The following is a 25753-nucleotide window of genomic DNA, read 5'->3' as shown; positions in this document are numbered from 1 at the left end:
AGCTGCAAGACAATCTCGGAATTTTTCCAAGGTTGTCTTGCGGCTGAGCCAGCTTAAATAATAACAGATGCCTGTTTTCTTTATAACATTTGCTTTTTCCACTGAACTAGGAGATCTTCTGACTTCGCAATGTCAATCTTTAATGCAACCTGCTTGGCCGTGCAGCGTTTTTTCGCTTTGTTCCAAGCTTCCTCTAAAGCAGGCAAATAGCTTAAATTTTTCGTAGATGCGACAAGCTGTAAAAAGATATTGCCCTGTATGTAGTACCAACGAGCGTTCATGCTATCTAACTGAATAGCTTCTTCAATAAGACGCAGTGCTAAATAAGGGCTCGCTTCAATACGATTTAAAAACAGTGCAAAGGCTCCCCAGTAAAGTGCTGTATTGGGTTGTAATTTAATAGCTTCTGCATATTGAGCCATTGCTTTATCATGTTCGTTGGCAAGTATAAAATACTCCGCCATCGTATAGTAAGCGTTCGCCTGAGCCTCAATGGGTCCTGCCAGTAATTCATCTACCACTTTTCCAAACTGCTCATCATCCTGAGTGCCTAAAAAGCCAGCAAGTACATCACGCTCCGGATATGACCCATCCGCACGTTCGACACTTTGTTTCACCTTTTCACTAGTAGGGGTTGGCATATTGGCATAGCCATTGGCCTCTAAAAGTGCGACATGCTGTTGAACAATAGAAAAAGATGCATCGATTGTAAACAATTCATTAGCTAATAATGCCTTCGCAAAAGTATAGCTTTCTTTGACGCTACCATTTACAAATAATTCGTTTATTTGTTGAACTTGCTCATTAAATTGTTTTATCACTATTAAAATCCTCACCTTCACCAAAAGAAAAAGTCTTATAGGTAGTTTACCATCTTTAGCAGGATAAATAGCGATTATCGAAAAAAACAAAGTGAAACCATGCTATATTTAAATTTTTACTACTCTTGCAATTTAAACGTTTCTACATATTTATGGAGTTCCTTTGCCAATTGACTTGTTTCATTTGATCCATTTGCTACTTCATCAATACTTGCCGTCGTTTGTTGCGCAGCTGCTGTGATATGATTCATCGTCTCTTCGATTTCACGAATAGCCTGAGTTAACTGTTGAATCATTTGTACAACATGATCGGATTTCTCTGTCTCAATGGTCATTAACTTAGAAATACCTGTTATTTCCTCAACTGTTTCTGCAACTGCAGATGAAATATCACTTAATGACTGTGCTGTTAAACGTACGGTATTCGTACCTTTTTCAATATATTTCGTATTGTCGTTTGTGGAAGAAATAACATGTTGAATACGGAGCATGATGTCTTGTACTAATTTTTCTACTTCTAATACTTCTTGATTTGATTGTTCGGCAAGTTTACGTACTTCCTCTGCTACAACTGCAAATCCTTTGCCATGTTCACCAGCTCTTGCCGCTTCTATGGACGCATTAAGCGCTAAAAGGTTTGTTTGTGTAGCGATGCCCGCAATTGAATTCGTAATATCTTGAATTTTCGTTGCCGATACCACTAAGTTTTGCACCGTTTGACTGACTTCATCAGAACCGTTGCGTATTAACGCCATATCGTTACTTATGTCCTTCGCACGTTGCTCGCCCTCGGTTGCAATTTTCATCGTGTCATGTGAAATTTCAACGCTATAATCCGCCTTCACTTTCATATCTTGTAAATCCTCTGCCAATGAAGAAAGTGCTCCAGTAGCATTTTCTGCATGATGCATACCTTCTGTCACTGCTGTCGTTACCTCACCAATATTATTTGCAACGATTTGCACAGTGTTGGTCATTTCATTAAGTGTATTAGACGTTTCAACCGCATTGGCGGTTAATGAATCAGATGTGGATTGCATTGTTATAATCATATTTTGTAAACTCTTCGTCATACGATTTAAAGTATTGGCTAAATCCCCTACTTCATCATGACTTTTGACATCCGTCCCCTTAACGGCCAAGTTGCCATCCGCAATTTGTTTCGCCTGTTCAATCAGTAGGCTAATCGGTCTTACTTTTCGACGAATTAAAAAGCCTGTAATAATTGAAGCTAAAAGCATAGGAATAATGCTGATTAAAATACCATCTCGTACAACAGCCCACGTTCGTTCTTTCACGATGTTGGCATCGAAATCTATAACACTAATGGCTATAATTTCTTTACTGGCATCATGATCCTTAAAAATGGGTGCATAACCAGAAAGACGGTTCATTCCGCCGAATGTATATGGTTCAGAATAAGTTGGATGTTTCATGTCCAGTAGCATTGCAATAGCATCTTCGTCCATAAAAAAATCATCTCCAGGCACAAACCCCTTATCCGCTAAGTTTTTATCAAGTGCAAGTAGTGTGCCATCTAACGTTAAAATGTACTGTGTTTGGAATATATTTTTATGATTGGTAGTCCAATTTAAATCATTTCCGATACGTTCCATTGCTTGTCGATCTCCATTAAGCGCTTGTTCTATATCTGCTGGACCAATCAACCCTGTCGTTATATTGGCACAGCCATATGCCTCGACGCCAGCTGCATCATATAACTTGTTATAAGCCGTTATGTATGTAGCAATCGAAGTAATACCTAGCATCACCACTAAGATACCAGCAATAATCGTTCCAAGTTGAAAAGTTAATGAATTTCGTAAATTCACAATTCATACTCTCCCCTTTCTTGTAAAAATCTATGAAAATTCGTCCTTCTCAACCATCATACTATAATAAGATGTATTTAAAAAGCATCTTTTAATCTCAAACTTTTGCAAAGGTCTTGGTTATTTTTCCGAATTATGCGATAATTGAAGTGTATTTTCTTCATCTGAGAGGCAGTATTACATTAAAGGGGGGCTTGCTATGAATAGACGTTTTCATTTTTTGACACTTATTATGGGAAATCTGTTAACACTAGGGGCTATCTTCGTATATGCCATACAAAGCCAAGTACAGGTCGCCCTCAGCACCTATGGCCTCGTGATGGGATTTTTAAGCACGCTATTAATCTTTATTTTTTATTTATGGGGGAATGACAAGCCGCATGTTTCAAACCGTTTTTTCAAATAGCGCAAATGACTGAAGGTTGTAGTGAGTGCCATTGCTACAATCTTTATTGCTTTTGACACTATTTTAGAGTTACTAGCATTCTCCCTATTTTCTAAAAATGGCCACTTTATTTGTATTCCTACACAATAGTCTCGCAAGCACTTACGGTTCTTTAGCTAATTTTCCAAAAAATCTCCTCGTGTTCTCAAAGAGGAACATAATTAAAGATATTTTTTTAAAATGTCTTCGTCCTTTTTTACGTAATTTCCTTCTATTTTCGGGCTATTCACCGCTGAAAATGTTTGATGATTGTAGAAAAATAAAATTTTTTGTAGAAAATTAAAAAACAATGATTGAGTAGTAAATCAATTTTCTGTATAATCAGCTTGTTTGACAATACTTTAGATGAACTTGGGGGTAGACAATTGGGTAAAGCATTGATTATAGGAGCTGGCGGAGTTGCCAGTGTTGTGGTACACAAGTGTGTTCAAAATTCGGACGTATTTGAGGAAATCTGTATCGCAAGTAGAACTGTTTCAAAATGTGACGCTCTAAAAGAAAAACTAGACGGCGGAAAAACAAAGATTCATACTGCACAGGTAGACGCAGATAATACGGACGAGGTTATTGAGCTTATTAAAGCCTTTGGACCAGACGTTGTTATTAACGTTGCACTACCTTATCAAGACTTAACGATTATGGATGCTTGCTTAGCGACAGGTGTGCACTATGTGGATACTGCAAACTACGAGCCACCTGAAACGGCAAAATTTGAATATAAATGGCAATGGGCTTATAAAGAGAAATTCGAGAAAGCTGGCTTAACGGCACTACTAGGTAGTGGTTTTGATCCAGGCGTAACGGGCGTTTTCACAGCACATGCACAAAAGCATGAATTCGATGAAATTCATTACATTGATATTGTCGATGCCAACGCTGGTGACCATGGTTATCATTTCGCAACTAACTTCAATCCAGAAATCAATATCCGTGAAATCACAGCAAATGGCCGTTATTGGAAAGAAGGCGAGTGGATTGAAACAGCACCACTTGAGAAAAAAGAGGTATACAACTTACCCGAAATCGGTCCAAAAGATATTTACCTGCTATATCATGAAGAATTAGAATCAATTGCGAAAAACATTAAAGGCTTAAAACAAATCCGCTTCTGGATGACTTTCTCTGAGAAATACTTAACACACTTAAAAGTATTAGAGAATGTTGGCATGACATCGATTGAGCCAATCGAATTTGAAGGACAAATGATTCAGCCAATCCATTTCCTTAAAGCAGTATTACCGGATCCAGCATCACTTGGACCACGCACAAAAGGGAAAACAAATATCGGCTGTATCATTCGCGGATTAAAAGATGGCAAAGAGAAAACTTACTACGTCTATAACATCTGTGATCACGAAGAATGTTACAACGAAGTCGGTTCACAAGCGATTTCATACACAACAGGTGTACCAGCTATGATTGGTGCAATGCTTGTCATGAACGGTCAATGGCAAAAACCTGGAGTTTGGAACGTTGAAGAATTCGATCCAGATCCATTCATGGACGCATTAAACAAATGGGGTCTTCCATGGCAAGAAAGCCATAATCCTGAACTACTTGACCTAAATGTAGACAATAAGGAACTAAGCCGATGAAAGCAATCGATTTCACAAAGGTCCCATCCCCTTCTTACGTTGTGGATGAACGCTTATTAACCAAAAATCTAGAGCTTTTAAAATCGATTCAAACTCGTACAGGCTGTCGTATATTACTTGCCCTTAAAGGATTTTCGATGCATTCGACATTCCCTTTAGTGGGTGAATATTTAGCAGGAATTACGTCAAGTTCATTATATGAAGCGCGCCTTGGCTACGAAAAAATGGGCAAGGAAGTTCATGTTTATGCACCTGCTTATGTAGAGCATGAAATGGACGAGCTACTAGGCTATGTCGATCATATTGTATTTAACTCATTCAACCAATGGGCACAGTACAAGGACAAAGTAAAAGCAGCTGGTAAAACAATTGAATGTGGTATTCGTGTTAATCCTGAGTACTCTGAAATTGAAACGGCACTTTACGACCCTTGTTATACAAATTCACGTCTTGGTACAACATTAGCCAACTTCGACAAGACACAACTTGATGGTATTGACGGTCTACACTTCCATGCGATGTGTGAGCAAAACTCTGATACGTTAGAACGTATTATCAAAGTGGTCGAAGAAAACTTTGGTGATGTATTGCACCAAATGAAATGGTTAAATTTCGGTGGTGGTCATCATATTACACGTGATGATTACGATGTAGAAAAGCTTGTAAGCATTATTAATTACATGCAAGACAAGTATAATCTTCTTGTTTATTTAGAACCTGGTGAAGCAGTAGCATTAAATACAGGCTACTTAGTGGCAACTGTGCTAGATGTACAGAAAAATGGTATGGACCTAGCTATTTTAGATACATCGGCAACATGCCATATGCCGGACGTATTAGAAATGCCTTATCGCCCTGTTATAATCGGTGCAGGTCAGCCAAATGAACTTGCCTACACATACCGCTTAGGAGGGCTTACATGCCTTGCAGGTGATGTTATTGGTGATTATTCATTTGAAAAACCTTTACAACCAGGCGATCGTCTTGTTTTCACAGATATGGCACATTATTCGATGGTGAAAAACCATATGTTTAATGGCGTCAATCTTCCTTCTATCGTTTCTTATAATGATGAAGAAGGCATTAAAGTCATTCGTGAATTTAAGTTTGAAGATTATAGCGGTAGACTTTCTTAAATGAACTTAGAGCCCCTCCAACCAAACTTGAGGGGCTCTTAAATATTTACAAAGACATTCACTGTAAACATGAAAACACAGTACCTCCGCTCTTAGGAAGTACTGTGTTTTTCTTTACGGCAACATCGTCATCCAACTACCCACATGATGGATGGCAACGCCCTTAAAACTTGGTAAATGATTATAATGATGTTGAACAAGTGTTAATTGCTTATACATAAAGGCTTCACCTTCTTCATAGAAGGTAATCTGTTGCCCTTCACTAGAAGGACCCGTTTCAACGCCTACAACGATAGCTTTGTTTACTTTGTTTGCATAGACTATCTCATTTTCAACAATATTGATAATCTCTTGAGCGACATCACGATATGCCATAATCGTGACACTTTCTACTTGGTCAATAACCCATTCAGCTAATACACCATTCCCATATTGATTGTCATACGAAATTTCATCAAACCAAAATGGCATATCTACTTCAAGAGGAACTTGTAATTGCTGTGCCCCCTCTTTTGCTTGGAGAAGTATTGCTTGATATGCTTGAATTGTTTGTGCTTGGTTCATTTGCCATCCACTATTTAAATAAGGCTCTACATCTATATGAATACCTACAAATCGTGCTGATGGTATTGCATTATTATTGTAGGATTTTAACCAACCTATAAACTGATCCTGCTCACTATAGCCTTTAGCGGAAACCCAACTTGCAGAACCATCTAATGCGTATACGTTGATGCCGTTGGCAGTTGCTTTTTCAATAAAGCCGCTATAAATATCATGTGTTATTTCATAATTAATTTGTAAATATACTTTGGTAATGTGTTTACTTTCTAAAAATTGCAGTACACCCGCTTCATCTTCGATAAGCATTGCGGTATCCCATAACCAAGCAGTTCTCTCTTGTATTGACATCGCGTCAGCCTTTCCAAATAAAACCCCAAATGTACTTGTAATCGTTATCACGAAAATAATTACAGTTTTTAACAGTACAGACTTTACCATTTTTTCGCTTCTCCATTCATTCACCAAGGCTCATAGAATAGAACCTGGCAGCCTGACAATCTTACACTGCAATATTGTTTATGTCTGTAGGACAAATGGATAATTATCAAAACCTTAGGAACCAAAAACTCGCTCACACAGGTAGATTGATTTATGTCTCTCACTAATTAAAAGATAAATTGAAAAAACGTAGAGACTCAGGCCTCTACGTTTTCTTGTTCGTTTTCAAGCATTTTGTGTAAATAATTAATAATTTCACGGATACCATCCAATGAGTTAACAAGTATTTTAGGGTCAACGTAAGTAATCATACGATTTTCTAGGTTAGCCACAGCAGTAAAGTAACGGGTTTTTGAATAATTAACAAGCCCCATCTGTTTTAATACCGACTCTTCTAAATCAAGAATTTCACGAGCCTCCGTTACAAGCAAGCCATAATTCACAACATCTGTATTTAATACGATAACACGTGCCGTCTGTGAATTTGATGAACGATTATATAAAATACGCTCAAAATCTAGCACAGGTACAAGTTCTCCGCGTATTCTTGTAAAGCCTAGTAAATAATTGGGCAAATGAGGAATCGGCGTAACATGCTCTAGTTTTTCAATGGATATCGCTTGTTCAACTGGCACTGCATATTCCTCTGTTCCACAAGCAAAAACGACTGCCTTTACACTTTCCATGCGGTCACCTCCTCTAATTCTATGTTATTTTTTCGCTGTTTCTTTGACTACTTCGACAAGTAAATCTGCTAATTTTTCTAATTCTTCTACTGGGATTTTTTCATTTGTTGTATGAATATCTTCATAACCAACAGATAAATTTACCGTAGGAATACCAAATCCTGCAATGATATTGGCATCTGAGCCGCCACCAGAAATACCAAGCTGTGGTGTACGATTAATGTTACGAGCTGCGGCCATCGCTACTTGCACCACTTTATCATTTTCTGTCACACGGAAGCCAGGGTACATCAGCTTCACTTCTACTTCAGCACGCGCCCCCATTGTTGCAGCCACTTGCTCGAAGGTATCCTGCATGTGCTTTGTTTGAGCGTCTAATTTTGAATTATCAATAGAACGTGCTTCTGCTAAAATCATCACTTCGTCACAGACAATATTGGTTGCCTGACCGCCTTCAAAACGACCAATATTTGCAGTTGTTTCTTCATCTAAGCGGCCAAGTTTCATTTGTGCTATACATTTTGAAGCAACTGTAATTGCCGAAATACCTTTTTCTGGTGCAACACCTGCATGAGCTGTTTTACCAATTATCTTTGCGAAAACTTTTGCTTGGAATGGGGCTGCTGTCACGATACCGCCAACTTTGCCATCACTATCTACTGCAAAGCCATATTTTGCTTTAATTCTCGAAGGATCTAATTCTTTTGCGCCAGCTAGACCACTTTCTTCTCCTGCGGTAATGATAAATTCAATATCCCCATGTGCAATATTTTGCTCTTTTAAGCGCTTCACCATTTCAAATAATGCTGCCATACCCGCTTTATCATCAGCACCTAATATTGTTGTACCATCAGAAACGATATAGCCATCCTCACGAATGGATGGTTTTATGCCTTTTCCGGGTACGACTGTATCCATATGACAAGTGAAATAAATTGGCGCTACATCTAAAGTACCTTTTAAAGTAGCTATTAAATTTCCTGCACCATGTCCATTACGCGTATGCGCATCATCTTGCTCTACTGTGAATCCGAGTGCAGTTAATTTGTCGATTAAAATGGGAGCAATCACTTGCTCATATTTTGTTTCTGAATCGATTTGTACGAGTTCAAAAAACTCTTCTACTAAACGACTTGTCATATTGTAAGACTCCCTTAGTTTACGTGTTATTCCACGTCATAGTATAGGTATTATTTTAGCACAACCAATGTAGAGTTGAAATAATTCACATGAGATATCTTTCCTTTTATGGGGAAGCACAAAGAAATACCTGTGAAAGAGGTGTGATTCCCTTCCCACAGGTTTCGTTAAAGTTGTAAAATAGCATCCTTTTCTTGTTGTAATGTCTCTAAATAGTCAATTGCTTTAGTATGTTTATCCTGCAAGCGCCAAATGGTATTATGTACATCATCCTGTACACGAGATACCTGTTCTCTTGCTGTCGATATTTTTGAATGCACAGACCACGCTGAAAAAATATCATCAAAGAAATAATCGGCAAATTTCACAAAGCCATCCGTCTCAATGTGTAGAGATTTAGTAGCCATATCCTGAACGTCTAAGAGCTCATTTTGAAAACGTTGTAAAGCAATTTGAGCATTATGAAGATAGCTTTCGGTTTTATCGAGAGCGTCATGCTTTAAATGAGTAGCAATTAGACCACCACCAAAAAACGTATCCCAAGTCGAGTAACCATTTGCTGAATGCAATGAAGCTGCTGCTTGGCCAAGTTTCGTAAGAGCGAAATCTCCTGCTTCTTCGGCTTCTTTTATTTCTATCAGAAGTAGCTTTGTTAACATTTCTTCATTTGCCAATTGTGCTAATCTCTGTGCTTTTTCTGGTGCATGTAATTGGAGATAACCTTTCTTTTTTGCATTCAATTGAGATAAGTTTTCTTGTAGTTGTTGTTCATTGATTTGAGCTAATTTTGTATGTACCTGCCCAAGATCCTCCGTCAAGTCTTGTAGCATATCGTGCGCTTCTTTTATTTTTAACTCTAGAATTGCTGCTTTATCAATTTTTTCTGCACGTAGCTCATCTTGTTGTCCAGTCCATGTACGAATCATATTCATGAACGAAAATCCTTCTAACTTGTCGAGTCTACTCCGAATATGATTGAGTGCTGTTGAATGGTTGTTAATGTCCCGTTGTGCATGGTCGATTTGCCCTTCAATTAAAAGCTTTTGTTCACTTAACCTACTAGCCTTTCTTAACTGTGCATGAATCATTTCTTGATCTTTTTGTAATTGTTGCCATTCCATTCATCTCAACTCCCCTTATATAGTTGTACGAATGAACATAAAAAATGTTTCAATAATCTGTTATTTCGGGTGATTCTTTTGCTGTCTACACAAGAAAAACCCAGTAACAAATGGTTACTGGGCTCGTCCGTCCAACTTATAGCGGAATATTACCGTGTTTTTTCTCTGGACGTGTTTCTTGTTTATTGGATAGCATATCTAAACCTTGGATGAGCTTAATACGCGTATCACGAGGATCGATAACATCGTCTACCATACCGCGAGATGCTGCAACATAAGGGTTTGCAAATTTTTCTTTGTATTCTTCGATTTTTGCTGCACGTGTTGCTTCTGGATCATCAGATTTTGCAATTTCACGCGCGAAGATAATATTTGCTGCACCTGCAGCACCCATAACAGCGATTTCAGCGTTTGGCCAAGAGAATACAAGGTCAGCGCCGATAGATTTAGAGTTAAGTGCAACATACGCACCACCGTATGCTTTACGCAGGATAACTGTAATTTTCGGTACAGTTGCTTCTGAGTATGCATACAGGATTTTTGCACCATGACGGATGATACCACCATGTTCTTGTTTAACGCCTGGGAAGAAACCAGAAACGTCTTCAAATGTAATGATTGGTACATTGTATGCGTCACAAGTACGGATGAAACGTGCTGCTTTGTCTGAAGAGTCGATATCAAGACCACCAGCTAATACTTTTGGTTGGTTACATACAAGACCTACCGATTCACCTGCGATACGTGCAAAACCAACTACAACGTTTTTCGCAAATTCTGCGTGAACTTCCATGAAGGAACCTTCGTCCACTACTTGTGCTACTACTTTACGCACATCGTATGGTCGAGTTGTTTCAATCGGCACAGTATCGACGATTTCTGGACGGTAGTCGTCACCCTCTGGCTTCGCTTGACGAGGTGCTTTCTCTTTATTGTTTTGCGGTAAATAGCTTAATAATTGTTTAATTTGATCAACAGCTGCCTCTTCTGAAGGAGCACGGAAGTGAGCATTTCCACTAATTGCATTATTAACTTTTGAACCACCAAGGTCTTCAGCAGAAATTTTTTCTCCTGTTACCGTTTCGATTACTTTTGGTCCAGTAATGAACATTTGAGATGTTTTATCTACCATTAGGATAAAGTCTGTGATTGCTGGAGAATATACAGCACCACCCGCACATGGACCCATAATGACAGAGATTTGTGGAATTACACCAGAGTAGATTGCATTACGGTAGAAAATATGACCGTAACCATCAAGGGAAAGAACACCCTCTTGAATACGTGCGCCACCTGAATCGTTGATACCAATGAATGGTGTACCATTCTTCGCAGCAAGATCCATTACTGTCGCCATTTTCTTCGCGTGCATTTCACCAAGTGCGCCACCGAATACAGTGAAATCTTGAGAGAACAAGTATACAGGACGTCCGTTAATTTTACCGAAACCAGTTACTACACCGTCCCCAGGGCCTTCCATTTTGTCCATACCGAAGTCTACAGTACGGTGTGTAATGAATGGGTTAATCTCGAAAAAAGTACCTTCGTCTAGTAATAATTCAATACGTTCACGAGCCGTTAATTTGCCTTTTTCATGTTGCTTCTCGATGCGCTCATAGCCACCACCAAGTTCAATTACCGTCTTACGATCATACAAGTCATTAATTTTGTCGAACATATCCATACTGATCACTTATCCCCTTTTCCACTTTTATCGCATAATTCATACAACACACCGAAAGATGATTTAGGATGCATGAACGCAACCTCTGCACCACCAGCACCTGGGCCAGGCTCATCAGATAAAAGACGTACGCCTTTTTCACGAAGTTCTGCCATACGCTCACGAATCCCTGTTACACCGAATGCAACATGGTGAATACCTTCCCCACGTTTTTCGATGAATCCGTGAATAGCGCTTTTCTCACTCATTGGTTCTAATAACTCAATTTTTACGTTGCCAGCGTCGATGAATGCAACGCGTACCTGTTGAGATTCAACTTCTTCCACTTTTAGTAACTTTAATCTTAAAGTTTCTGTATAATATGTAATGCGTTCATCAAGATCACGCACCGCAATCCCAATATGATCTACTTTCTCCATGGTGACATCTCCTTCTGTTATGGTACATAATCTATTTTACAGACTTTTTTGTCAAAACTCTACTACTTGAGAAATTTTTCAGATTTGCTAAACTATTTATAAGAAAAGAAGGAGCGAACGAGCATATGAGTAATAAAAAATTTCAGAAAATCGTTATTTATGCCATGATAGTAATCATGCTAATTTCATCTCTTGCATTCGGTTTATCAATGCTAGTCTAAAGGAATGATAGGCGTCCACACTACTGTGGGCGCTCTTTCTTTGCCTTCAATCCTTTAAATGATTGCTTTATTTCTAAATAACGGTCCATTTCTTCGATAAATTGATAGAGAGCCGCTTGCGCTAAAAATTCAGCATGGTTTATGGGCAATGGTAATTGTGAAAAATCTCGTTTCACGCGCTCTAATTTCTCCCTAAAATGGACTGCCGTATTCCCTGAATGAACATGCTCTCCTAAGTCCTGCAAAAAGTCTGCCACGATTGAAGCCTCTTGTACTATAACAGGAAGTGCCGTCACTTTTGGTAACACTCGCTCAATTATTTCTAACTGTTGTTCACGCATATCAAAATACACATAATAATCATTTTCTCGTCTCGTAAAATGGTTTTCAACATCTTTAAACGCTAATGACTTAGCACTATTCAATACTTTGATAGCTTCAATTAATTCCTGTCCGCCCCATAAAGTATCGCCTTCTCTTAAATACACGGCAATTTCTAAAAAAATCTTACTGTAAAGTTCCTCGATTTTCACCCGATAATAATTTAATTCTTTTTGAATATCTGGCATATACATATTAATCGCAATCCCTGTTCCATAACCAATCGCCATTAATGCCAACTCATTATAAACAAGTGATAATGAAAAGCCCTCAGCTGCGTAGATATGCATAATAATAACCGCACTAGAGACAAAGCCATCTGCTACCTTTAATGACACAATTGTTGGTATAAACAGCACAAGCATGCCTGCTAACGTCAGTGGATGATACGTAAATAGTTCAAAACTCACAAATGCATAGAGCATGCCGACCATACTTGCGATGAAGCGTGTATAGGCAGCGTGAAGAGATTTTTTCTTTGTCGGTTGCACACATAGTATCGTTAAAATACCTGCTGACGCATAAGAAGCTAAATCGAAATACTGGGCAATGGCAATGGCAATGGATGCACCAATTGCTGTTTTTAATGTACGATAGCCGATTGAAAACTTTTTCAAGTCGACTGCCTCCCATCCTGCAAAGTTCTTAACAAATTTTTATTCATTAGCTACTGTGAATTGTAATCGTTGATGCTGTATCTGAGTAGACTTACTTCCTTGTTAAATCCCCTACACATTGCGGTACTAATAGATGGATGTTCATGCGAGTGTTGCTACTGAAATGGGCGCTTTTAGGCTTTTTTGCTACTCTGTTTCATATAAGAGTCTTCCTCCACAGCTCATTTTCAAGGCTCAAGTTGTAGGCACTCCTATCAACTTAGTAACAATAAGGAAGCATAACAAAGTCATCCATTAATAGCGGAGAAATTGTTCAAGTGTTCATCTACAAAAATAGCCAATATTACAAAAATTCGAAAAAGGAATATGACTAAAGTGCTCGAAACACTCTAGTCATAGTCGTATGAATCTTATAGTTCTTCGCAGTATTCTTCAAAATTTGCTTGCAAATTTGTCACAACTGACATTGGGTCATGACCTTCAATTTCATAGCGCCCAACTTCTGCTACTACTTGTCCATCTTTTAGCAGAACAAATGATGGAGATGATGGTAAGTGATCTTCACCAAAGTGGTAACGAGCTGCCGCTGTTGCATCTTTATCTTGCCCCGCAAAAACAGTTACAAGATGGTCTGGACGTTTATCGTAATGCACGCATTGTGTTGCTGCTGGACGTGCAATACCTCCTGCACATCCACAAACTGAGTTCACCATAACTAATGTTGTGCCTGGACGCGCAAACGCCTCTTCAACAGCTTCTGGTGTGCGTAACTGCTCATAACCTGCTGCCTCAATTTCAGCACGTGCTGTTTTTAAAATTTCTTGCATAAATAAATCGTAATCCATATTCATAAAGCGATAGCTCCTTTCAAGTTCGCGCCATCTAAAGCGATACTTTAGATATTAAAACGCTAATACATCTCCTATCATAGCAGTAAGTGACGATTTTGTGCACCTACATGCTCATATAAAAGCGTACATTATTTCTGTGCCTGCTCATCGCTAAACAAACGATCTACACCTTGTGTGACTGTCAGTTGTCCATTGAGAATTTGACGCTCAAAAAGTTGTACCTGGGCTTTACGTTCCGGATCCCCATAAAATGTATCAATTAAATGGTCAGTAATCATTGACTGGAACCATTCTTTTGTCTGATTTTGACGCCTTATGGACCAGTAATTATTGGCTTCAACAGTCTCTCTAAATTCGCCTATTGTATCCCAAACTTTGTCGAGCCCTCGTTTTTCCCACGAACTAACAGGCATCGCTGTAGACATCCAACCCGGTGTTGCTGGCTGCAGGAAATGCAAAATTTGCTTGTACTCAGATACAGTTTTTTTCGCTAGACGTACATTATCGCCATCGGCCTTATGCACAACAATGGCATCAGCTAATTCCATAATGCCCTTTTTCATGCCTTGCAGCTCATCTCCTGCGCCCGTCAATACTAACAGTAAGAAGAAATCAACCATACCTCGGACATACGTTTCACTTTGCCCAACACCAACCGTCTCAATTAAAATGACATCATAGCCTGCTGCCTCACAGACAAGCATCGTCTCACGCGTCTTTTTATGAACACCCCCAAGGGTACCAGCAGACGGTGATGGACGTACAAACGCATTTGGCTTTTTCACAAGCTCTTCCATACGTGTTTTATCGCCTAGAATACTACCACCCGATAAAGAAGAACTCGGGTCTATTGCAAGGACCGCTACCTTTTTCCCCATCTCACAAAGCATTGTTCCGAAAGCTTCAATGAATGAACTCTTTCCTGCACCAGGTACGCCTGTAATACCAATTCTGACACTATTTCCTGTATGCGCAAGAAGCTCTTGTAATAACTCTTGTGCCTGCACTTTATGGGCTGTGTTCGAGCTTTCAATAAGCGTAATGGCCTTCGACAATTGCGTACGAGAGCCTGCACGTACTTCACGCGCAAGCTCCTGTATATCAATTTTGTCTACTTTTTTCTTTCGGAATTTTTTCGGTACACCGTATTGCATACCGTCGTGAGATGCCTCTACGCCACCCATGACAAATAGTGCACTTTCCTGCGTCCCTTTGTTTTTGTCCATTATTTAGACACTTCCTCGTAACCTAAACGTTTATAGATTTCCTCGATAATTTTAATTGCTGAAACAGGAATAACTGTACCTGGTCCAAAGATTGCAACTGCGCCAGCTTCATAAAGGAAATCATAATCTTGTGCTGGAATAACACCTCCAACAATAATAATAATGTCTTCGCGCCCTAACTTTGTTAATTCAGCAACCAGCGCTGGTACCAATGTTTTATGACCAGCTGCTAAAGAGGATACGCCGATACAATGCACATCATTTTCAACTGCCATCTGTGCAGTTTCCTCTGGTGTCATGAATAACGGTGAAATATCTACATCAAACCCTAGGTCAGCATAGCCTGTAGCAATAACTTTCGCACCTCGGTCATGGCCATCTTGGCCCATTTTTGCGACTAAAATACGTGGACGGCGTCCTTCATTTTCAAGGAATTCATCTGTCATATTTTTCACTTCAGTAATTTGCTCTTCGTCAGAGAAGTTTGCAGAATATACGCCAGAGATAGAACGGATAATCGCTTTATGGCGACCTGATACAACTTCAATAGCATCTGAAATTTCACCTAGTGATGCACGTGCACGGGCTGCGTCAACAGCTACAGCTAGTAAGTTTTCTTCACCATCTTGTGCCGCTTTTGTTAGTCGAGCTAAATGTTTTTGCACTTCAGCCTCATCACGAGATGCCTTCATCGCATCTAATTGCTCAATTTGCTTTTGACGTACAAGCGTATTGTCGATGTCGAGAATATCAATAGGTTCTTCTTTGTCTAAACGATATTTATTTACACCCACAATTGTTTCTGATTTAGAGTCGATTTTTGCTTGTCGTTTTGCGGCAGCTTCTTCAACTTTCATTTTTGGAAGACCTGTTTCAATCGCTTTCGCCATGCCGCCAAGCTCTTCAATCTCTTCAATTAATGCCCAAGCAGATTGGGTAATTTCATCTGTTAATTTCTCAACGTAGTAGGAACCACCCCATGGATCGATTACTTTCGTCATAGCAGTTTCTTCTTGTAAGAATAACTGTGTATTACGTGCAATACGCGCAGAGAAGTCTGTTGGTAAAGCGATGGCTTCATCAAGTGCGTTTGTATGCAATGATTGTGTATGACCCATTGAAGATGCATTTGCTTCGATTAAAGTACGTGTCACATTATTGAATGGATCTTGTTCTGTTAAGGACCAACCAGATGTTTGTGAATGTGTACGTAATGCTAATGTTTTTGGGTTTTTTGGATTGAATGTTGACATCATTTGCGCCCAAATACGACGAGCAGCACGCATTTTCGCAACTTCCATGTAATAGTTCATACCAATTGCCCAGAAGAAAGATAAACGCGGTGCAAAGGCATCGATGTCAATACCAGCTTTTAGACCTGTACGAACATATTCAAGTCCATCTGCAAGTGTATAGGCAAGCTCGATGTCGTTCGTTGCACCCGCTTCTTGAATATGATAACCAGAAATAGAAATTGAGTTAAACTTCGGCATGAATTTCGCTGTATATTCGAAAATATCTGCAATAATTTTCATCGACATTGCTGGTGGGTAAATATATGTGTTACGCACCATATATTCTTTTAAAATGTCGTTTTGGATTGTGCCAGCTAGTTGATCAGGTGTAACGCCTTGCTCCTCAGCTGCAACGATATAGAATGCAAGTACTGGTAAAACAGCACCATTCATTGTCATTGAAACCGACATTTGATCTAAAGGAATTTGGTCAAATAAAATTTTCATATCTTCTACAGAGTCAATCGCTACCCCTGCTTTACCAACATCACCAGTTACACGTGGATGGTCAGAATCATAGCCACGGTGTGTTGCTAAGTCAAAGGCCACTGACAGACCTTTTTGACCCATAGCAAGGTTTCGTTTGTAGAAAGCATTGGATTCCTCAGCAGTTGAGAAACCTGCATATTGTCGTACAGTCCAAGGACGAGCAACATACATAGTAGGGTATGGCCCACGTGTGTTTGGCGCAATACCTGCCACGTCATTTAAGTGTTTTGCATCTTTGATATCTTCTTTTGTATAGATATCTTTTATTTCAATTCCCTCGTTCGTCATGAATTTTTCTTCTGACGCCGCTGGTGCTTCCACTGTTAATACTTTTTCGATTTCAACAGCACTAAAATTTGGCTTGCTCATCGTTGGACCTCCTTCATGCTAGCGAACACTGAATTTAATTTTTCAATGATGTTTTGTCCTGCGAAAATAAAGCCGTTTAAGCCATTTGCTAACCAAGCTTCTTCTTCGTCTTTAAATTTACCTGCAACGTCTATCATCACATCTGCTGGTTTACCTGCCAAAATGGCTGGTACTAATGCTTTTGTATGGTCATCACTTGCTGCAATAACAACATATTTAGCATCTGTGGCATTTAACCAAGCTAAAGCCTCCTCAACTGTTGTTACTGGTTCGCTTTTTTCTGGAACCAGACCCATCGTGTTCAAGAAACCAGATACGAAATCAGCACGCGGTTTTGAACTTTTCAAGGAGCCTAAAGCTAAAATACCTGTTTTCACATTAGCGGCGGTCATGTCAGCACGCAATTGCTCGAAAGGTACAGCAATACGCTTAATTTCTGCAAATAGTGGGTTTGTTTCATGGACAAGATCGTCTGCAGGATTCGCATAAATGTTCGTACCAATTAATGATTGCTTACGAGTTTGTGCTGCTTTCAGACGTGCTTGGTAAGATACTTCTAGTTCTGCCGCTAATTTACCGGATGCTGTGTAAGCGTCCATGCCCCCAGCTGCTTCGATTTCTAGGAATAATGCCCATGCCTTTTTCACGAAGTCTGCAGTTAATGATTCAATGAAGTATGAACCACCTGCTGGATCGGTTATTTTTAGGACATTTGTTTCTTCTTTTAATACTAATGATACGTTTCGAGCAATACGAACAGATTGTTCTGTTGGTTTCGTTAACGCATCATGTGGGTGAACTGTAAAGACATCCGCACCGCCAATTAGTCCAGAAAGCGCTTCATTTGCAGCTCGCAGTAAGTTTACATAAACGTCTAATTTAGAGAAACTACGAAGTGAAGTTTCTACTACAGTCGGAATTTTTACGTTTTCTGTTATGCCATAAGCAGATGAGAACGCTTTCCAAAGAACTTTAAAAGCACGGAGTTTTGCAATTTCTGTAAAGAATTGTGTATCCACTGCAAATGAAACATAAAATTTCTTCGAGAATGCTTCAAAGCTTTCTTCTTGCTCTGCATATTTTGCCGCAGTTGCAAGCGCATACGCCAATTCTTGCACAGCATTCGCACCTTCATTGTGATAAACTATTGTGTCAGCCACATAAGTGCGTACATTAGGGAAGTCCGCAAGAGTGATTGGATTTTGAGATACAATGAAACCGTTAACAACTTTACGTTTGTCAGCAGCGATGTTGTCAAATACTGCTAATAAAGGGTCTTTTGCGCTTTTTACGGTAATTTTAAATGAATATTCTGAGAAATAAGTCGCTAATTGTGCCACTACTTCTTCTGTCCATTCAAAGTTTACACGGCTATCAACTGTTACGATTTCATTACCACGAGCTAAGCTATCATCAAGTTGTGCAAAGAATGCTTCGCTTGTGTCTGCATAAACTTGTTGTGCCACACGAAATACTTGTCTATTTTGTAGGGAACGGATTGTGGCAACTTGTTTATCAAGTTCTTCACCAAGTTTTGCTACTAAACTTTCTTGTGTGTAAAGAGGTTCTAATGTAATACCTTCACTTGTTTTCGTTAAAAGAGACTCGAATGGTTTCCCTTTTAAAGCTTTGATTGCTGCATCTTGCCATTCTGAAAAGGACGGCTTTTCAAATTCTATATTTTTCATGTTGTTTGACATGCGGACGCTTAATCAGCTTCCCCCCTTAGTAGTTTCTATTTGTTATTCTACATGACAAATTGCGACTCGAAAAGCAAAAAAAAATCGGAAACCGTTATACAACAGGTTTCCGACAAGTCGTCAGTAGACTGACGTTGAGGATAAATTTGTATTTTCGAGTATTTCTTTTACTCTATTTAGGAATTTACCACAAACTAATCCATCTAATACACGATGATCCAAAGATAAACATAAATTCACAATATCACGCGCTGCAAACATACCACCTGGTAAGACAACTGGTTTTTTAACAATACTTTCCACTTGTAAAATGGCTGCCTGCGGATAATTAATAATGCCCATAGACTGAACAGAACCAAAAGCACCTGTATTATTTACTGTAAATGTGCCGCCTTTAATATCATCCATCGTTAGTTTTCCTGCACGAACTTTTGTAGCAAGCTCATGTATATCTCTGGCAATACCTTTAATAGATTTTTCATCTGCATGTTTTATAACAGGGACATATAATGCATCATCTGTTGCAACTGCAATGGAAATATGAATATCATGCTTTTGAATGATTTTGTCTTCTGCCCACATGGAGTTCATCATCGGGAATTCCTTTAAAGCCTGCGCAACGGCTTTGACAAAGAATGCAAAGTACGTAATATTAAAGCCTTCTTTTTGCTTAAACTCTGACTTAATACTATCTCGGTAAGCAACTAAATCTGTGACATCAACTTCCATCATCATCCAAGCATGCGGCACTTCTTGGGCACTACGCACCATATTATTAGCGATGGCACGGCGCACCTTTGTTACAGGTATTTCTATATCGCCTGCATGAACAGCTGATGATAGGACTGGTTTTTCCTGTGATACTGGTGCCGATGTTGCCTGCGGAACAGCAGTGGTAGCCACTGGCTCAGAAGGTGTTGCCTGTGTCGTCGGCACATGTCCAGCATCTATCAATTGCTGCAGGTCTTTTCTTGTTATTCGCCCGCCTTCACCTGTTCCAGTCACGTGTTCAAGTGCAATATCATGCTCTTGTGCAAGTCTTAGTACAGCTGGTGAGTAGCGACCTTTATTCTGTCGTACTGGCTTTTCAGCAGTAATAGTAGCTGTAGTTGCCTTAGGCGTTTCTTGTTTTTTTTGAACGCCTGCATTTAAAATCGCTGTGCTTACTGCTGATTTTTTCGCAGGAAGTGGTGGTGGTAATTCACTGTCACCCGCTATTTCAATTGAACAAACAACTGCTCCAACAGGTAAAGTTTGCCCTTCCTCTGCAAGTAGCTCTGTAATAACCCCTTCAAAGGAAGATGGGATTTCTGCATTTACTTTATCGGTTACAACTTCTGCTAATGGATCATATTTTTTTACCTTATCGCCTGGTTGTACGAGCCACTTTTCAATCGTACCCTCTGTCACACTTTCACCAAGCTGTGGCATTGTAATATTTTGAATCGCCATCATTTATTCCTCCCATCAATTAGGCCTCGACGAAAATAAGTCCGAAATTACATAGACCATAATTCCAAACTCGTGACATCCGCCGGAGGCTTTAACTGCTCCAGCAAGCGCCCCTTACGCCCACTCAATAGTTACTACAAATTAGTACTTCTCTCACCATTTATAGCGGCGTAAGAATGTTACCGAATATGTTTAAAATGCAGCTAACTGTCGCATCGCTTTTTCTACTTTTTCAGGATTAATCATGAAAAACTTTTCCATCGTTGGTGCATATGGCATCGCTGGCACGTCCGGACCTGCTAAACGTTGAATTGGCGCATCAAGATCAAATAAGCAATGCTCTGCGATTATTGCTGCAACCTCACTCATAATGCTTCCCTCTTTATTGTCCTCAGTGACTAGTAATACTTTACCTGTTTTACTAGCAGCTTCAATAATCGCTTCTTTATCTAGTGGATAGACCGTACGTAAGTCAAGAATATGCGCAGAAATGCCATCAGCCGCTAGTCTTTCTGCTGCTTGTAAAGCAAAATGTACAGCTAGCCCATACGTAATAACAGTAACATCATCACCTTCGCGCTTGACATCCGCTTTACCTATTGGGAGCGTATAGTCATCTAATGGAACCTCACCCTTTATCAGTCGATATGCGCGTTTATGTTCGAAAAATAAGACCGGATCTTCGTCGCGTATTGCAGCTTTTAATAAGCCCTTGGCATCATAAGGTGTTGATGGTATAACAATTTTCAATCCTGGTGTACCCGCAAAAAGTGATTCTACTGATTGCGAATGATAAAGCGCTCCATGTATCCCTCCACCAAATGGTGCACGTACTACAATGGGACAAGTCCAGTCATTGTTTGAACGATAACGAATTTTCGCTGCCTCTGACACGATTTGGTTAACAGCCGGCATGATGAAGTCAGCAAATTGCATTTCAGCAATGGGGCGCATGCCATACATTGCTGCGCCAATTCCAACTCCTGCAATCGCACTTTCTGCAAGCGGCGTATCAAGCACTCGATATTCACCAAATTGCTCGTAAAGACCAGTAGTTGCTTTGAAAACACCGCCTTTGCGGCCAACGTCCTCTCCTAAAATGAAAACTCGCTCATCGCGTTCCATCTCTTCTTTCATCGCTAATGTAATCGCATCAATATAAGACATTACTGCCATTACACGTCACCTCCGTCCACTGGTGCATATACGTATTTCAAGGCCTCTTCAGGCTTCGCATAAGGTGCTGCTTCAGCATAATCTGTCGCCTCATTCACCTCTGCCATGACACGTTCTTCTATTTCAGAACGAAGCGTTTCTGTCATCACGCCAACATCTTGCAAATACTTTTCGAATAACACAATAGGGTCTTTAGCCTTTCCTTCTGCAATATCTTCTGCTGTTCGATATTGACGATCATCATCATCAGAAGAATGCGCTGTTAATCGGAAAGTCACTGTTTCTATTAGACTTGGGCCACCACCGCTACGTGCACGATCTGCTGCTTCTTTAATAACTTTATATACTTGCAATGGACACTTACCATCGACAGTCACACCCGGCATACCGTAGCCAATGCCTCGATCAGATACTTTAGCACAGCCTAACTGGCGCTCTACTGGTACTGAGATTGCGTATTGATTATTTTCTACCATAATAATAACTGGCAGTTTATGCACACCTGCGAAGTTTGCCCCTTCATGGAAATCCCCTTGGTTAGATGATCCTTCACCTAACGTAACAAAGGAAACGAAGTCCTCGTTTTGTAATCGTCCCGCAAGCGCTATGCCTACTGCATGTGGTACTTGTGTTGTAACTGGTGAGGATCCCGTCAATATACGATTTTTCTTTTGTCCAAAATGTCCAGGCATTTGGCGACCGCCTGAATTTGGGTCCTCGGCCTTGGCAAAAGCGGACAACATTAGCTCTTTTGGTGTCATTCCGAAATGTAACACCACACCCATATCTCGATAATATGGTGCGATATAATCTTTATCCTTATCAAGAGCAAAGGCTGCCCCAACTTGTGCTGCCTCCTGTCCCTGACAAGAGATAACAAACGGAATTTTACCTGAACGATTTAACAACCACATACGTTCATCTAGTCTTCTAGCCATTAACATTGTTTCGAACATAGCAAGTACATCTTCATTTGATAGACCTAAATCTTCATGTTTGATTTGAACATCTTGCATACGAACACCCCTCTCGTATTAAAAAAGTGCTATAGCGCTTTAATCCCCACGTAGCATGCGCCTTAGTCTACATATTTAAAAGTGAATTGCACGATCATCGACTGCTAACGCAGATTCCACCAATACCTCATTCAAAGATGGATGCGGGTGGACAGCCTGACTAATTTCCCACGGAGTGGCATCCAGTAATTTAGCTAGTGAAGCCTCTCCTATTAGATCTGTCACGTGCGGTCCTACCATATGAATGCCCAATATATCGTCTGTTTGTTCATCAGCAATAATTTTTACAAAACCATCAGTTTCACCATTAACTAGCGCTTTTCCAATTGCCTTAAATGGAAATTTACCAACTTTTAATGCATATCCCTGTTCACGTGCAGCATTTTCTGTTAAGCCAATACTTGCAACCTCAGGATAGGAATAGATGCACTTTGGTACGTTAAGTATATTAAGTGCTTCTGTTGTCCCTGTGGCAATATGTTCAATAGCGGACAATCCTTCATGGGAAGCCACATGAGCCAATTGCAAGCCGCCGATAACATCGCCTATCGCATACATATGTGATTCTTTTGTTTGATAAGTATCACGTACTTGGATAAAGCCATGTTCAACTTCAATTTCTGTATTTTCTAAACCTATACCTTGCGTATTTGCTTCACGACCTACACAAAGCAATAATTTGTCTGCCTCAAATAACTCTTCTTTGTCATTCAGGTTAGCCGAAATGAAAACGTTATCATTTTCAATTTTAAAAGTTGCAGGATCTAGCTTTGCATTCGTCACTATACGGACGCCTCTTTTTTCAAGTTGCTTCGTTACTTCTTTAACAATATCTGCATCTTCCGCTGGTAAAATTGATGGCCCATACTCAACAATCGTTACATAAACGCCAAAATCACAAAGCATGGAGGCCCACTCAATACCAATAACACCGCCACCAACTATTAATAACGACTTTGGTAATACTTCCATTTGTAACGCATGATCCGAGTTCATGACGTACTTTCCGTCCACAGTTAGACCTGCCATACCTCTAGGTTTTGACCCAGTTGCGATTACAACATTAGTCGGTACAAGCATTTCATTTTCTTCGCCATTGTTCATCTCTACAGAAATGGTACCTGGCATTGGTGAGAAAATGGACGGTCCTAAAATTCGTCCTGTACCTTCATAGACATCGATTTTGCCTTTTTTCATCAGTGTATTCACACCTTGACTCAGTTGCTCAACGATGGCTTGCTTTCTAGCCTGCACTTTATCGAATTGCAATGTAACGCTTGCAATATCTACACCAAATTCACTAGCCGTTTTATTCGCCATACGATATACTTCCGCACTTCGAAGTAACGCTTTGCTAGGGATACAACCTTTATGCAAGCATGTGCCTCCAAGTCGCTCTCGTTCAACAATGGCTGTTTTCAAGCCAAGTTGCGCCGCGCGAATAGCAGCCACATAGCCTCCTGTACCTCCGCCTAAAATGACAACATCATAATTTTGAGCCATTTATTATTCCTCCTTATGAGAAAAGTGCTAATGCATCCCCTACTCAAGACAAGCGCTGACCTGTGGCAATTGCTCAATTAGAGAGCAGCACTCCAGCAAGGTTTTACTACTCCCATACTAGTCAGAGAAACCACTATAAACGTATGATTCACTTCACTTAAGAAAGGATGACTCTTTAGCCCAGACATCATTTAAAGCATATTTTTTAATGTGTATAATAGAAGAAGTCGACAAAGCGACTTCTTTTCGTTTCAAGACGGTTATTAACGACCGTGCAAAATATTTTTTTCATTTTTTAAAAATTGGCTGCGTGATTTAGCTACTCGAGCAATACGCTCTTCTGCTAATCGATTGGCTGCAACATAAGTTGGCACACCATCACGTTTTGAAATAGCAAAGATTCTTTCAATGCTATCGTAAATACCATCCACACGCTTCATCGCACGTTCACGATTATAACCGTATAATTCGTCAGCAACGTTGATTACGCCACCTGCGTTAATAACATAATCAGGTGCATACGCAATACCTAATTCATGTAAGTAATCTCCATGGCGAGAGTCCTGTAACTGGTTGTTTGCAGAGCCCGCAATGACCTTAGCTTTTAACTGTGGAATTGTGTCATCATTTAAAATTGCCCCAAGTGCACACGGTGAGAAAATATCAACATCTTGTGAGTAGATTTCCTCCGGAGCCACTGCTACTGCACCAAAGTCATTCACAACACGATCAATCGCTGCTTGGTTAATATCAGTGACAACAAGTTTTGCACCTTCATTATGTAAATACTCGCAAAGCTTGTATGCTACATTTCCTAGACCCTGTACAGCTATTGTACGACCATCTAACATTTCTGAACCAAACGCTTCCTTTGCAGCTGCTTTCATACCACGGTACACACCATAAGCAGTCACTGGCGATGGGTTACCTGATGATCCAAATGCTGGAGAGATTCCTGTTACATAATTCGTCTCCTCATGAATTAAATCCATATCTGTCACAGTAGTACCAACATCTTCAGCCGTAATATAGCGACCGTTCAGTCCTTGAATAAATCGGCCTAATGCACGAAACATTTCTTCATTTTTATCTGTAAATGGGTCACCGATAATGACCGTTTTTCCACCGCCAAGGTTTAGACCAGCAGCCGCGTTTTTATAAGTCATCCCGCGTGCCAAACGCAATGCATCTTCAATCGCATTTTCTTCTGTTGCGTATGTCCACATACGTGCACCGCCTAGTGCTGGTCCAAGTGTTGTGTCATGGATAGCGATAATCGCTTTTAACCCTGATGCTTCATCTTGGCAAAATACCAATTGTTCATAATCATACTTTTCCATATACTTGAAGATTTCCATGAAAACTCGCCCCTTTGCTTTGAAAAGTGCATCCCCAAATGCCCATTCCAATCAAGTTATAAATAGTGAGAAAACTATTTTGTAATGGATAATATTGCTCCATTTAATTTTACAATACTGACAATTTCACAATTTCGCAACTATTATTACACATTCTCGTTTAAGTAAGAATTTTCTAAAAATTCAGTTCCTATCACTAGTTTTCTATAACGCATTAC

The 25753-nt window shown here is 39.8% G+C and carries 22 protein-coding genes; 4 read left to right on the top strand and 18 right to left on the bottom strand.

The features are described 5' to 3' along the window. Positions 1–80: 80 nt before the first annotated feature. Both C9J35_RS06680 and C9J35_RS06675 read right to left on the bottom strand, forming a co-directional pair. The gene (locus C9J35_RS06680) at positions 81–821 is read right to left on the bottom strand and encodes a tetratricopeptide repeat protein (protein WP_235616220.1); all 741 of its coding nucleotides are present in this window, start codon (positions 819–821) and stop codon (positions 81–83) included. 119 nt (positions 822–940) lie between these two features. Beyond that, entirely contained in the window at positions 941–2653 is a 1713-nt protein-coding gene (locus tag C9J35_RS06675; protein ID WP_054767496.1) for a methyl-accepting chemotaxis protein, read from the bottom strand. 199 nt (positions 2654–2852) lie between these two features. On the opposite strand from C9J35_RS06675, the gene C9J35_RS06670 reads away from it, so the two are divergent. From C9J35_RS06670 to nspC, 3 genes are all read left to right on the top strand, one after another. After that, positions 2853–3059 (top strand): hypothetical protein, encoded by a 207-nt coding sequence (locus C9J35_RS06670; protein ID WP_107923900.1) that lies wholly within the window; start codon positions 2853–2855, stop codon positions 3057–3059. A 404-nt stretch (positions 3060–3463) separates the two neighbouring features. Further along, the gene (locus tag C9J35_RS06665) at positions 3464–4693 is read left to right on the top strand and encodes a saccharopine dehydrogenase family protein (RefSeq protein ID WP_107923899.1); all 1230 of its coding nucleotides are present in this window, start codon (positions 3464–3466) and stop codon (positions 4691–4693) included. Further along, the gene (gene nspC / locus C9J35_RS06660; protein WP_054767495.1) at positions 4690–5829 is read left to right on the top strand and encodes a carboxynorspermidine decarboxylase; all 1140 of its coding nucleotides are present in this window, start codon (positions 4690–4692) and stop codon (positions 5827–5829) included. Before C9J35_RS06665 ends, nspC begins: the two co-directional genes overlap by 4 nt. A gap of 114 nt (positions 5830–5943) precedes the next feature. On the opposite strand, the gene C9J35_RS06655 is transcribed toward nspC, so the two are convergent. The 6 genes from C9J35_RS06655 to mce form a co-directional block, all read right to left on the bottom strand. Beyond that, entirely contained in the window at positions 5944–6831 is an 888-nt protein-coding gene (locus tag C9J35_RS06655) for an amidase (protein WP_107923898.1), read from the bottom strand. A gap of 197 nt (positions 6832–7028) precedes the next feature. Further along, positions 7029–7517, bottom strand: coding sequence for a chemotaxis protein CheW (locus C9J35_RS06650; protein WP_054767494.1), 489 nt, complete (start codon positions 7515–7517; stop codon positions 7029–7031). Positions 7518–7541: 24 nt separating this feature from the next. After that, positions 7542–8657, bottom strand: a complete 1116-nt coding sequence (locus tag C9J35_RS06645) for a M20/M25/M40 family metallo-hydrolase (protein WP_107923897.1) — start codon at positions 8655–8657, stop codon at positions 7542–7544. A 167-nt stretch (positions 8658–8824) separates the two neighbouring features. After that, positions 8825–9778: a hypothetical protein gene (locus C9J35_RS06640; RefSeq protein WP_107923896.1), complete on the bottom strand. Its 954-nt coding sequence runs from the start codon at positions 9776–9778 to the stop codon at positions 8825–8827. Between the two features lie 136 nt (positions 9779–9914). Next, positions 9915–11462, bottom strand: a complete 1548-nt coding sequence (locus C9J35_RS06635) for an acyl-CoA carboxylase subunit beta (protein WP_107923895.1) — start codon at positions 11460–11462, stop codon at positions 9915–9917. Between the two features lie 5 nt (positions 11463–11467). Next, positions 11468–11881: a methylmalonyl-CoA epimerase gene (gene mce, locus C9J35_RS06630; RefSeq protein ID WP_054767493.1), complete on the bottom strand. Its 414-nt coding sequence runs from the start codon at positions 11879–11881 to the stop codon at positions 11468–11470. Positions 11882–12006: 125 nt separating this feature from the next. On the opposite strand from mce, the gene prli42 reads away from it, so the two are divergent. After that, a complete protein-coding gene (gene prli42, locus C9J35_RS23390) occupies positions 12007–12102 on the top strand; it encodes a stressosome-associated protein Prli42 (protein WP_153062525.1) in 96 nt (31 codons plus the stop codon). A gap of 20 nt (positions 12103–12122) precedes the next feature. On the opposite strand, the gene C9J35_RS06625 is transcribed toward prli42, so the two are convergent. The 10 genes from C9J35_RS06625 to C9J35_RS06580 all read right to left on the bottom strand — a co-directional run bounded on the left by C9J35_RS06625 (position 12123) and on the right by C9J35_RS06580 (position 25535). Then, the gene (locus C9J35_RS06625) at positions 12123–13100 is read right to left on the bottom strand and encodes an aromatic acid exporter family protein (RefSeq protein WP_107923894.1); all 978 of its coding nucleotides are present in this window, start codon (positions 13098–13100) and stop codon (positions 12123–12125) included. A 410-nt stretch (positions 13101–13510) separates the two neighbouring features. Then, the gene (locus C9J35_RS06620) at positions 13511–13951 is read right to left on the bottom strand and encodes a BrxA/BrxB family bacilliredoxin (protein WP_054767492.1); all 441 of its coding nucleotides are present in this window, start codon (positions 13949–13951) and stop codon (positions 13511–13513) included. Between the two features lie 128 nt (positions 13952–14079). Next, on the bottom strand, positions 14080–15177 hold the full coding sequence (gene meaB, locus C9J35_RS06615) for a methylmalonyl Co-A mutase-associated GTPase MeaB (protein WP_107923893.1): 1098 nt from the start codon (positions 15175–15177) through the stop codon (positions 14080–14082). Next, the gene (gene scpA / locus C9J35_RS06610; RefSeq protein WP_107923892.1) at positions 15177–17330 is read right to left on the bottom strand and encodes a methylmalonyl-CoA mutase; all 2154 of its coding nucleotides are present in this window, start codon (positions 17328–17330) and stop codon (positions 15177–15179) included. The genes meaB and scpA overlap by 1 nt, the downstream gene beginning before the upstream one ends. Further along, positions 17327–19018, bottom strand: coding sequence for a methylmalonyl-CoA mutase family protein (locus tag C9J35_RS06605; RefSeq protein ID WP_369122289.1), 1692 nt, complete (start codon positions 19016–19018; stop codon positions 17327–17329). Before C9J35_RS06605 ends, scpA begins: the two co-directional genes overlap by 4 nt. A 132-nt stretch (positions 19019–19150) precedes the next feature. After that, positions 19151–20482 carry a dihydrolipoamide acetyltransferase family protein gene (locus C9J35_RS06600; protein WP_107923891.1) on the bottom strand — a complete coding sequence of 444 codons (1332 nt, stop codon included), beginning with the start codon at positions 20480–20482 and terminating at the stop codon, positions 19151–19153. A gap of 192 nt (positions 20483–20674) precedes the next feature. Then, positions 20675–21658, bottom strand: coding sequence for an alpha-ketoacid dehydrogenase subunit beta (locus tag C9J35_RS06595; RefSeq protein WP_107923890.1), 984 nt, complete (start codon positions 21656–21658; stop codon positions 20675–20677). Then, a complete protein-coding gene (locus C9J35_RS06590) occupies positions 21658–22674 on the bottom strand; it encodes a thiamine pyrophosphate-dependent dehydrogenase E1 component subunit alpha (RefSeq protein ID WP_107923889.1) in 1017 nt (338 codons plus the stop codon). The genes C9J35_RS06595 and C9J35_RS06590 overlap by 1 nt, the downstream gene beginning before the upstream one ends. 75 nt (positions 22675–22749) lie before the next feature. Beyond that, positions 22750–24177, bottom strand: a complete 1428-nt coding sequence (lpdA, locus tag C9J35_RS06585) for a dihydrolipoyl dehydrogenase (RefSeq protein WP_107923888.1) — start codon at positions 24175–24177, stop codon at positions 22750–22752. 263 nt (positions 24178–24440) lie between these two features. Then, positions 24441–25535 (bottom strand): Leu/Phe/Val dehydrogenase, encoded by a 1095-nt coding sequence (locus C9J35_RS06580; protein WP_107923887.1) that lies wholly within the window; start codon positions 25533–25535, stop codon positions 24441–24443. Positions 25536–25753: the final 218 nt, after the last annotated feature.

Source organism: Lysinibacillus parviboronicapiens (genome assembly GCF_003049575.1).
Classification (GTDB): domain Bacteria; phylum Bacillota; class Bacilli; order Bacillales_A; family Planococcaceae; genus Lysinibacillus; species Lysinibacillus parviboronicapiens.
Note: the sequence above shows the minus strand (reverse complement) of the source record. Positions and strands in the feature narration are given on the sequence as shown.

Bases quoted from the DNA above. Each gene is read 5' to 3' on its own strand.
- C9J35_RS06670 (WP_107923900.1), top strand. From the start codon at position 2,853: ATGAATAGACGTTTTCATTTTTTGACACTTATTATGGGAAATCTGTTA.
- nspC (WP_054767495.1), top strand. From the start codon at position 4,690: ATGAAAGCAATCGATTTCACAAAGGTCCCATCCCCTTCTTACGTTGTG.
- C9J35_RS06655 (WP_107923898.1), bottom strand. From the start codon at position 6,831: ATGGTAAAGTCTGTACTGTTAAAAACTGTAATTATTTTCGTGATAACG.
- C9J35_RS06650 (WP_054767494.1), bottom strand. From the start codon at position 7,517: ATGGAAAGTGTAAAGGCAGTCGTTTTTGCTTGTGGAACAGAGGAATAT.
- C9J35_RS06645 (WP_107923897.1), bottom strand. From the start codon at position 8,657: ATGACAAGTCGTTTAGTAGAAGAGTTTTTTGAACTCGTACAAATCGAT.
- C9J35_RS06640 (WP_107923896.1), bottom strand. From the start codon at position 9,778: ATGGAATGGCAACAATTACAAAAAGATCAAGAAATGATTCATGCACAG.
- C9J35_RS06635 (WP_107923895.1), bottom strand. From the start codon at position 11,462: ATGGATATGTTCGACAAAATTAATGACTTGTATGATCGTAAGACGGTA.
- mce (WP_054767493.1), bottom strand. From the start codon at position 11,881: ATGGAGAAAGTAGATCATATTGGGATTGCGGTGCGTGATCTTGATGAA.
- prli42 (WP_153062525.1), top strand. From the start codon at position 12,007: ATGAGTAATAAAAAATTTCAGAAAATCGTTATTTATGCCATGATAGTA.
- C9J35_RS06620 (WP_054767492.1), bottom strand. From the start codon at position 13,951: ATGAATATGGATTACGATTTATTTATGCAAGAAATTTTAAAAACAGCA.
- meaB (WP_107923893.1), bottom strand. From the start codon at position 15,177: ATGGACAAAAACAAAGGGACGCAGGAAAGTGCACTATTTGTCATGGGT.
- scpA (WP_107923892.1), bottom strand. From the start codon at position 17,330: ATGAGCAAGCCAAATTTTAGTGCTGTTGAAATCGAAAAAGTATTAACA.
- C9J35_RS06605 (WP_369122289.1), bottom strand. From the start codon at position 19,018: ATGAAAAATATAGAATTTGAAAAGCCGTCCTTTTCAGAATGGCAAGAT.
- C9J35_RS06600 (WP_107923891.1), bottom strand. From the start codon at position 20,482: ATGGCGATTCAAAATATTACAATGCCACAGCTTGGTGAAAGTGTGACA.
- C9J35_RS06595 (WP_107923890.1), bottom strand. From the start codon at position 21,658: ATGGCAGTAATGTCTTATATTGATGCGATTACATTAGCGATGAAAGAA.
- C9J35_RS06590 (WP_107923889.1), bottom strand. From the start codon at position 22,674: ATGCAAGATGTTCAAATCAAACATGAAGATTTAGGTCTATCAAATGAA.
- lpdA (WP_107923888.1), bottom strand. From the start codon at position 24,177: ATGGCTCAAAATTATGATGTTGTCATTTTAGGCGGAGGTACAGGAGGC.
- C9J35_RS06580 (WP_107923887.1), bottom strand. From the start codon at position 25,535: ATGGAAATCTTCAAGTATATGGAAAAGTATGATTATGAACAATTGGTA.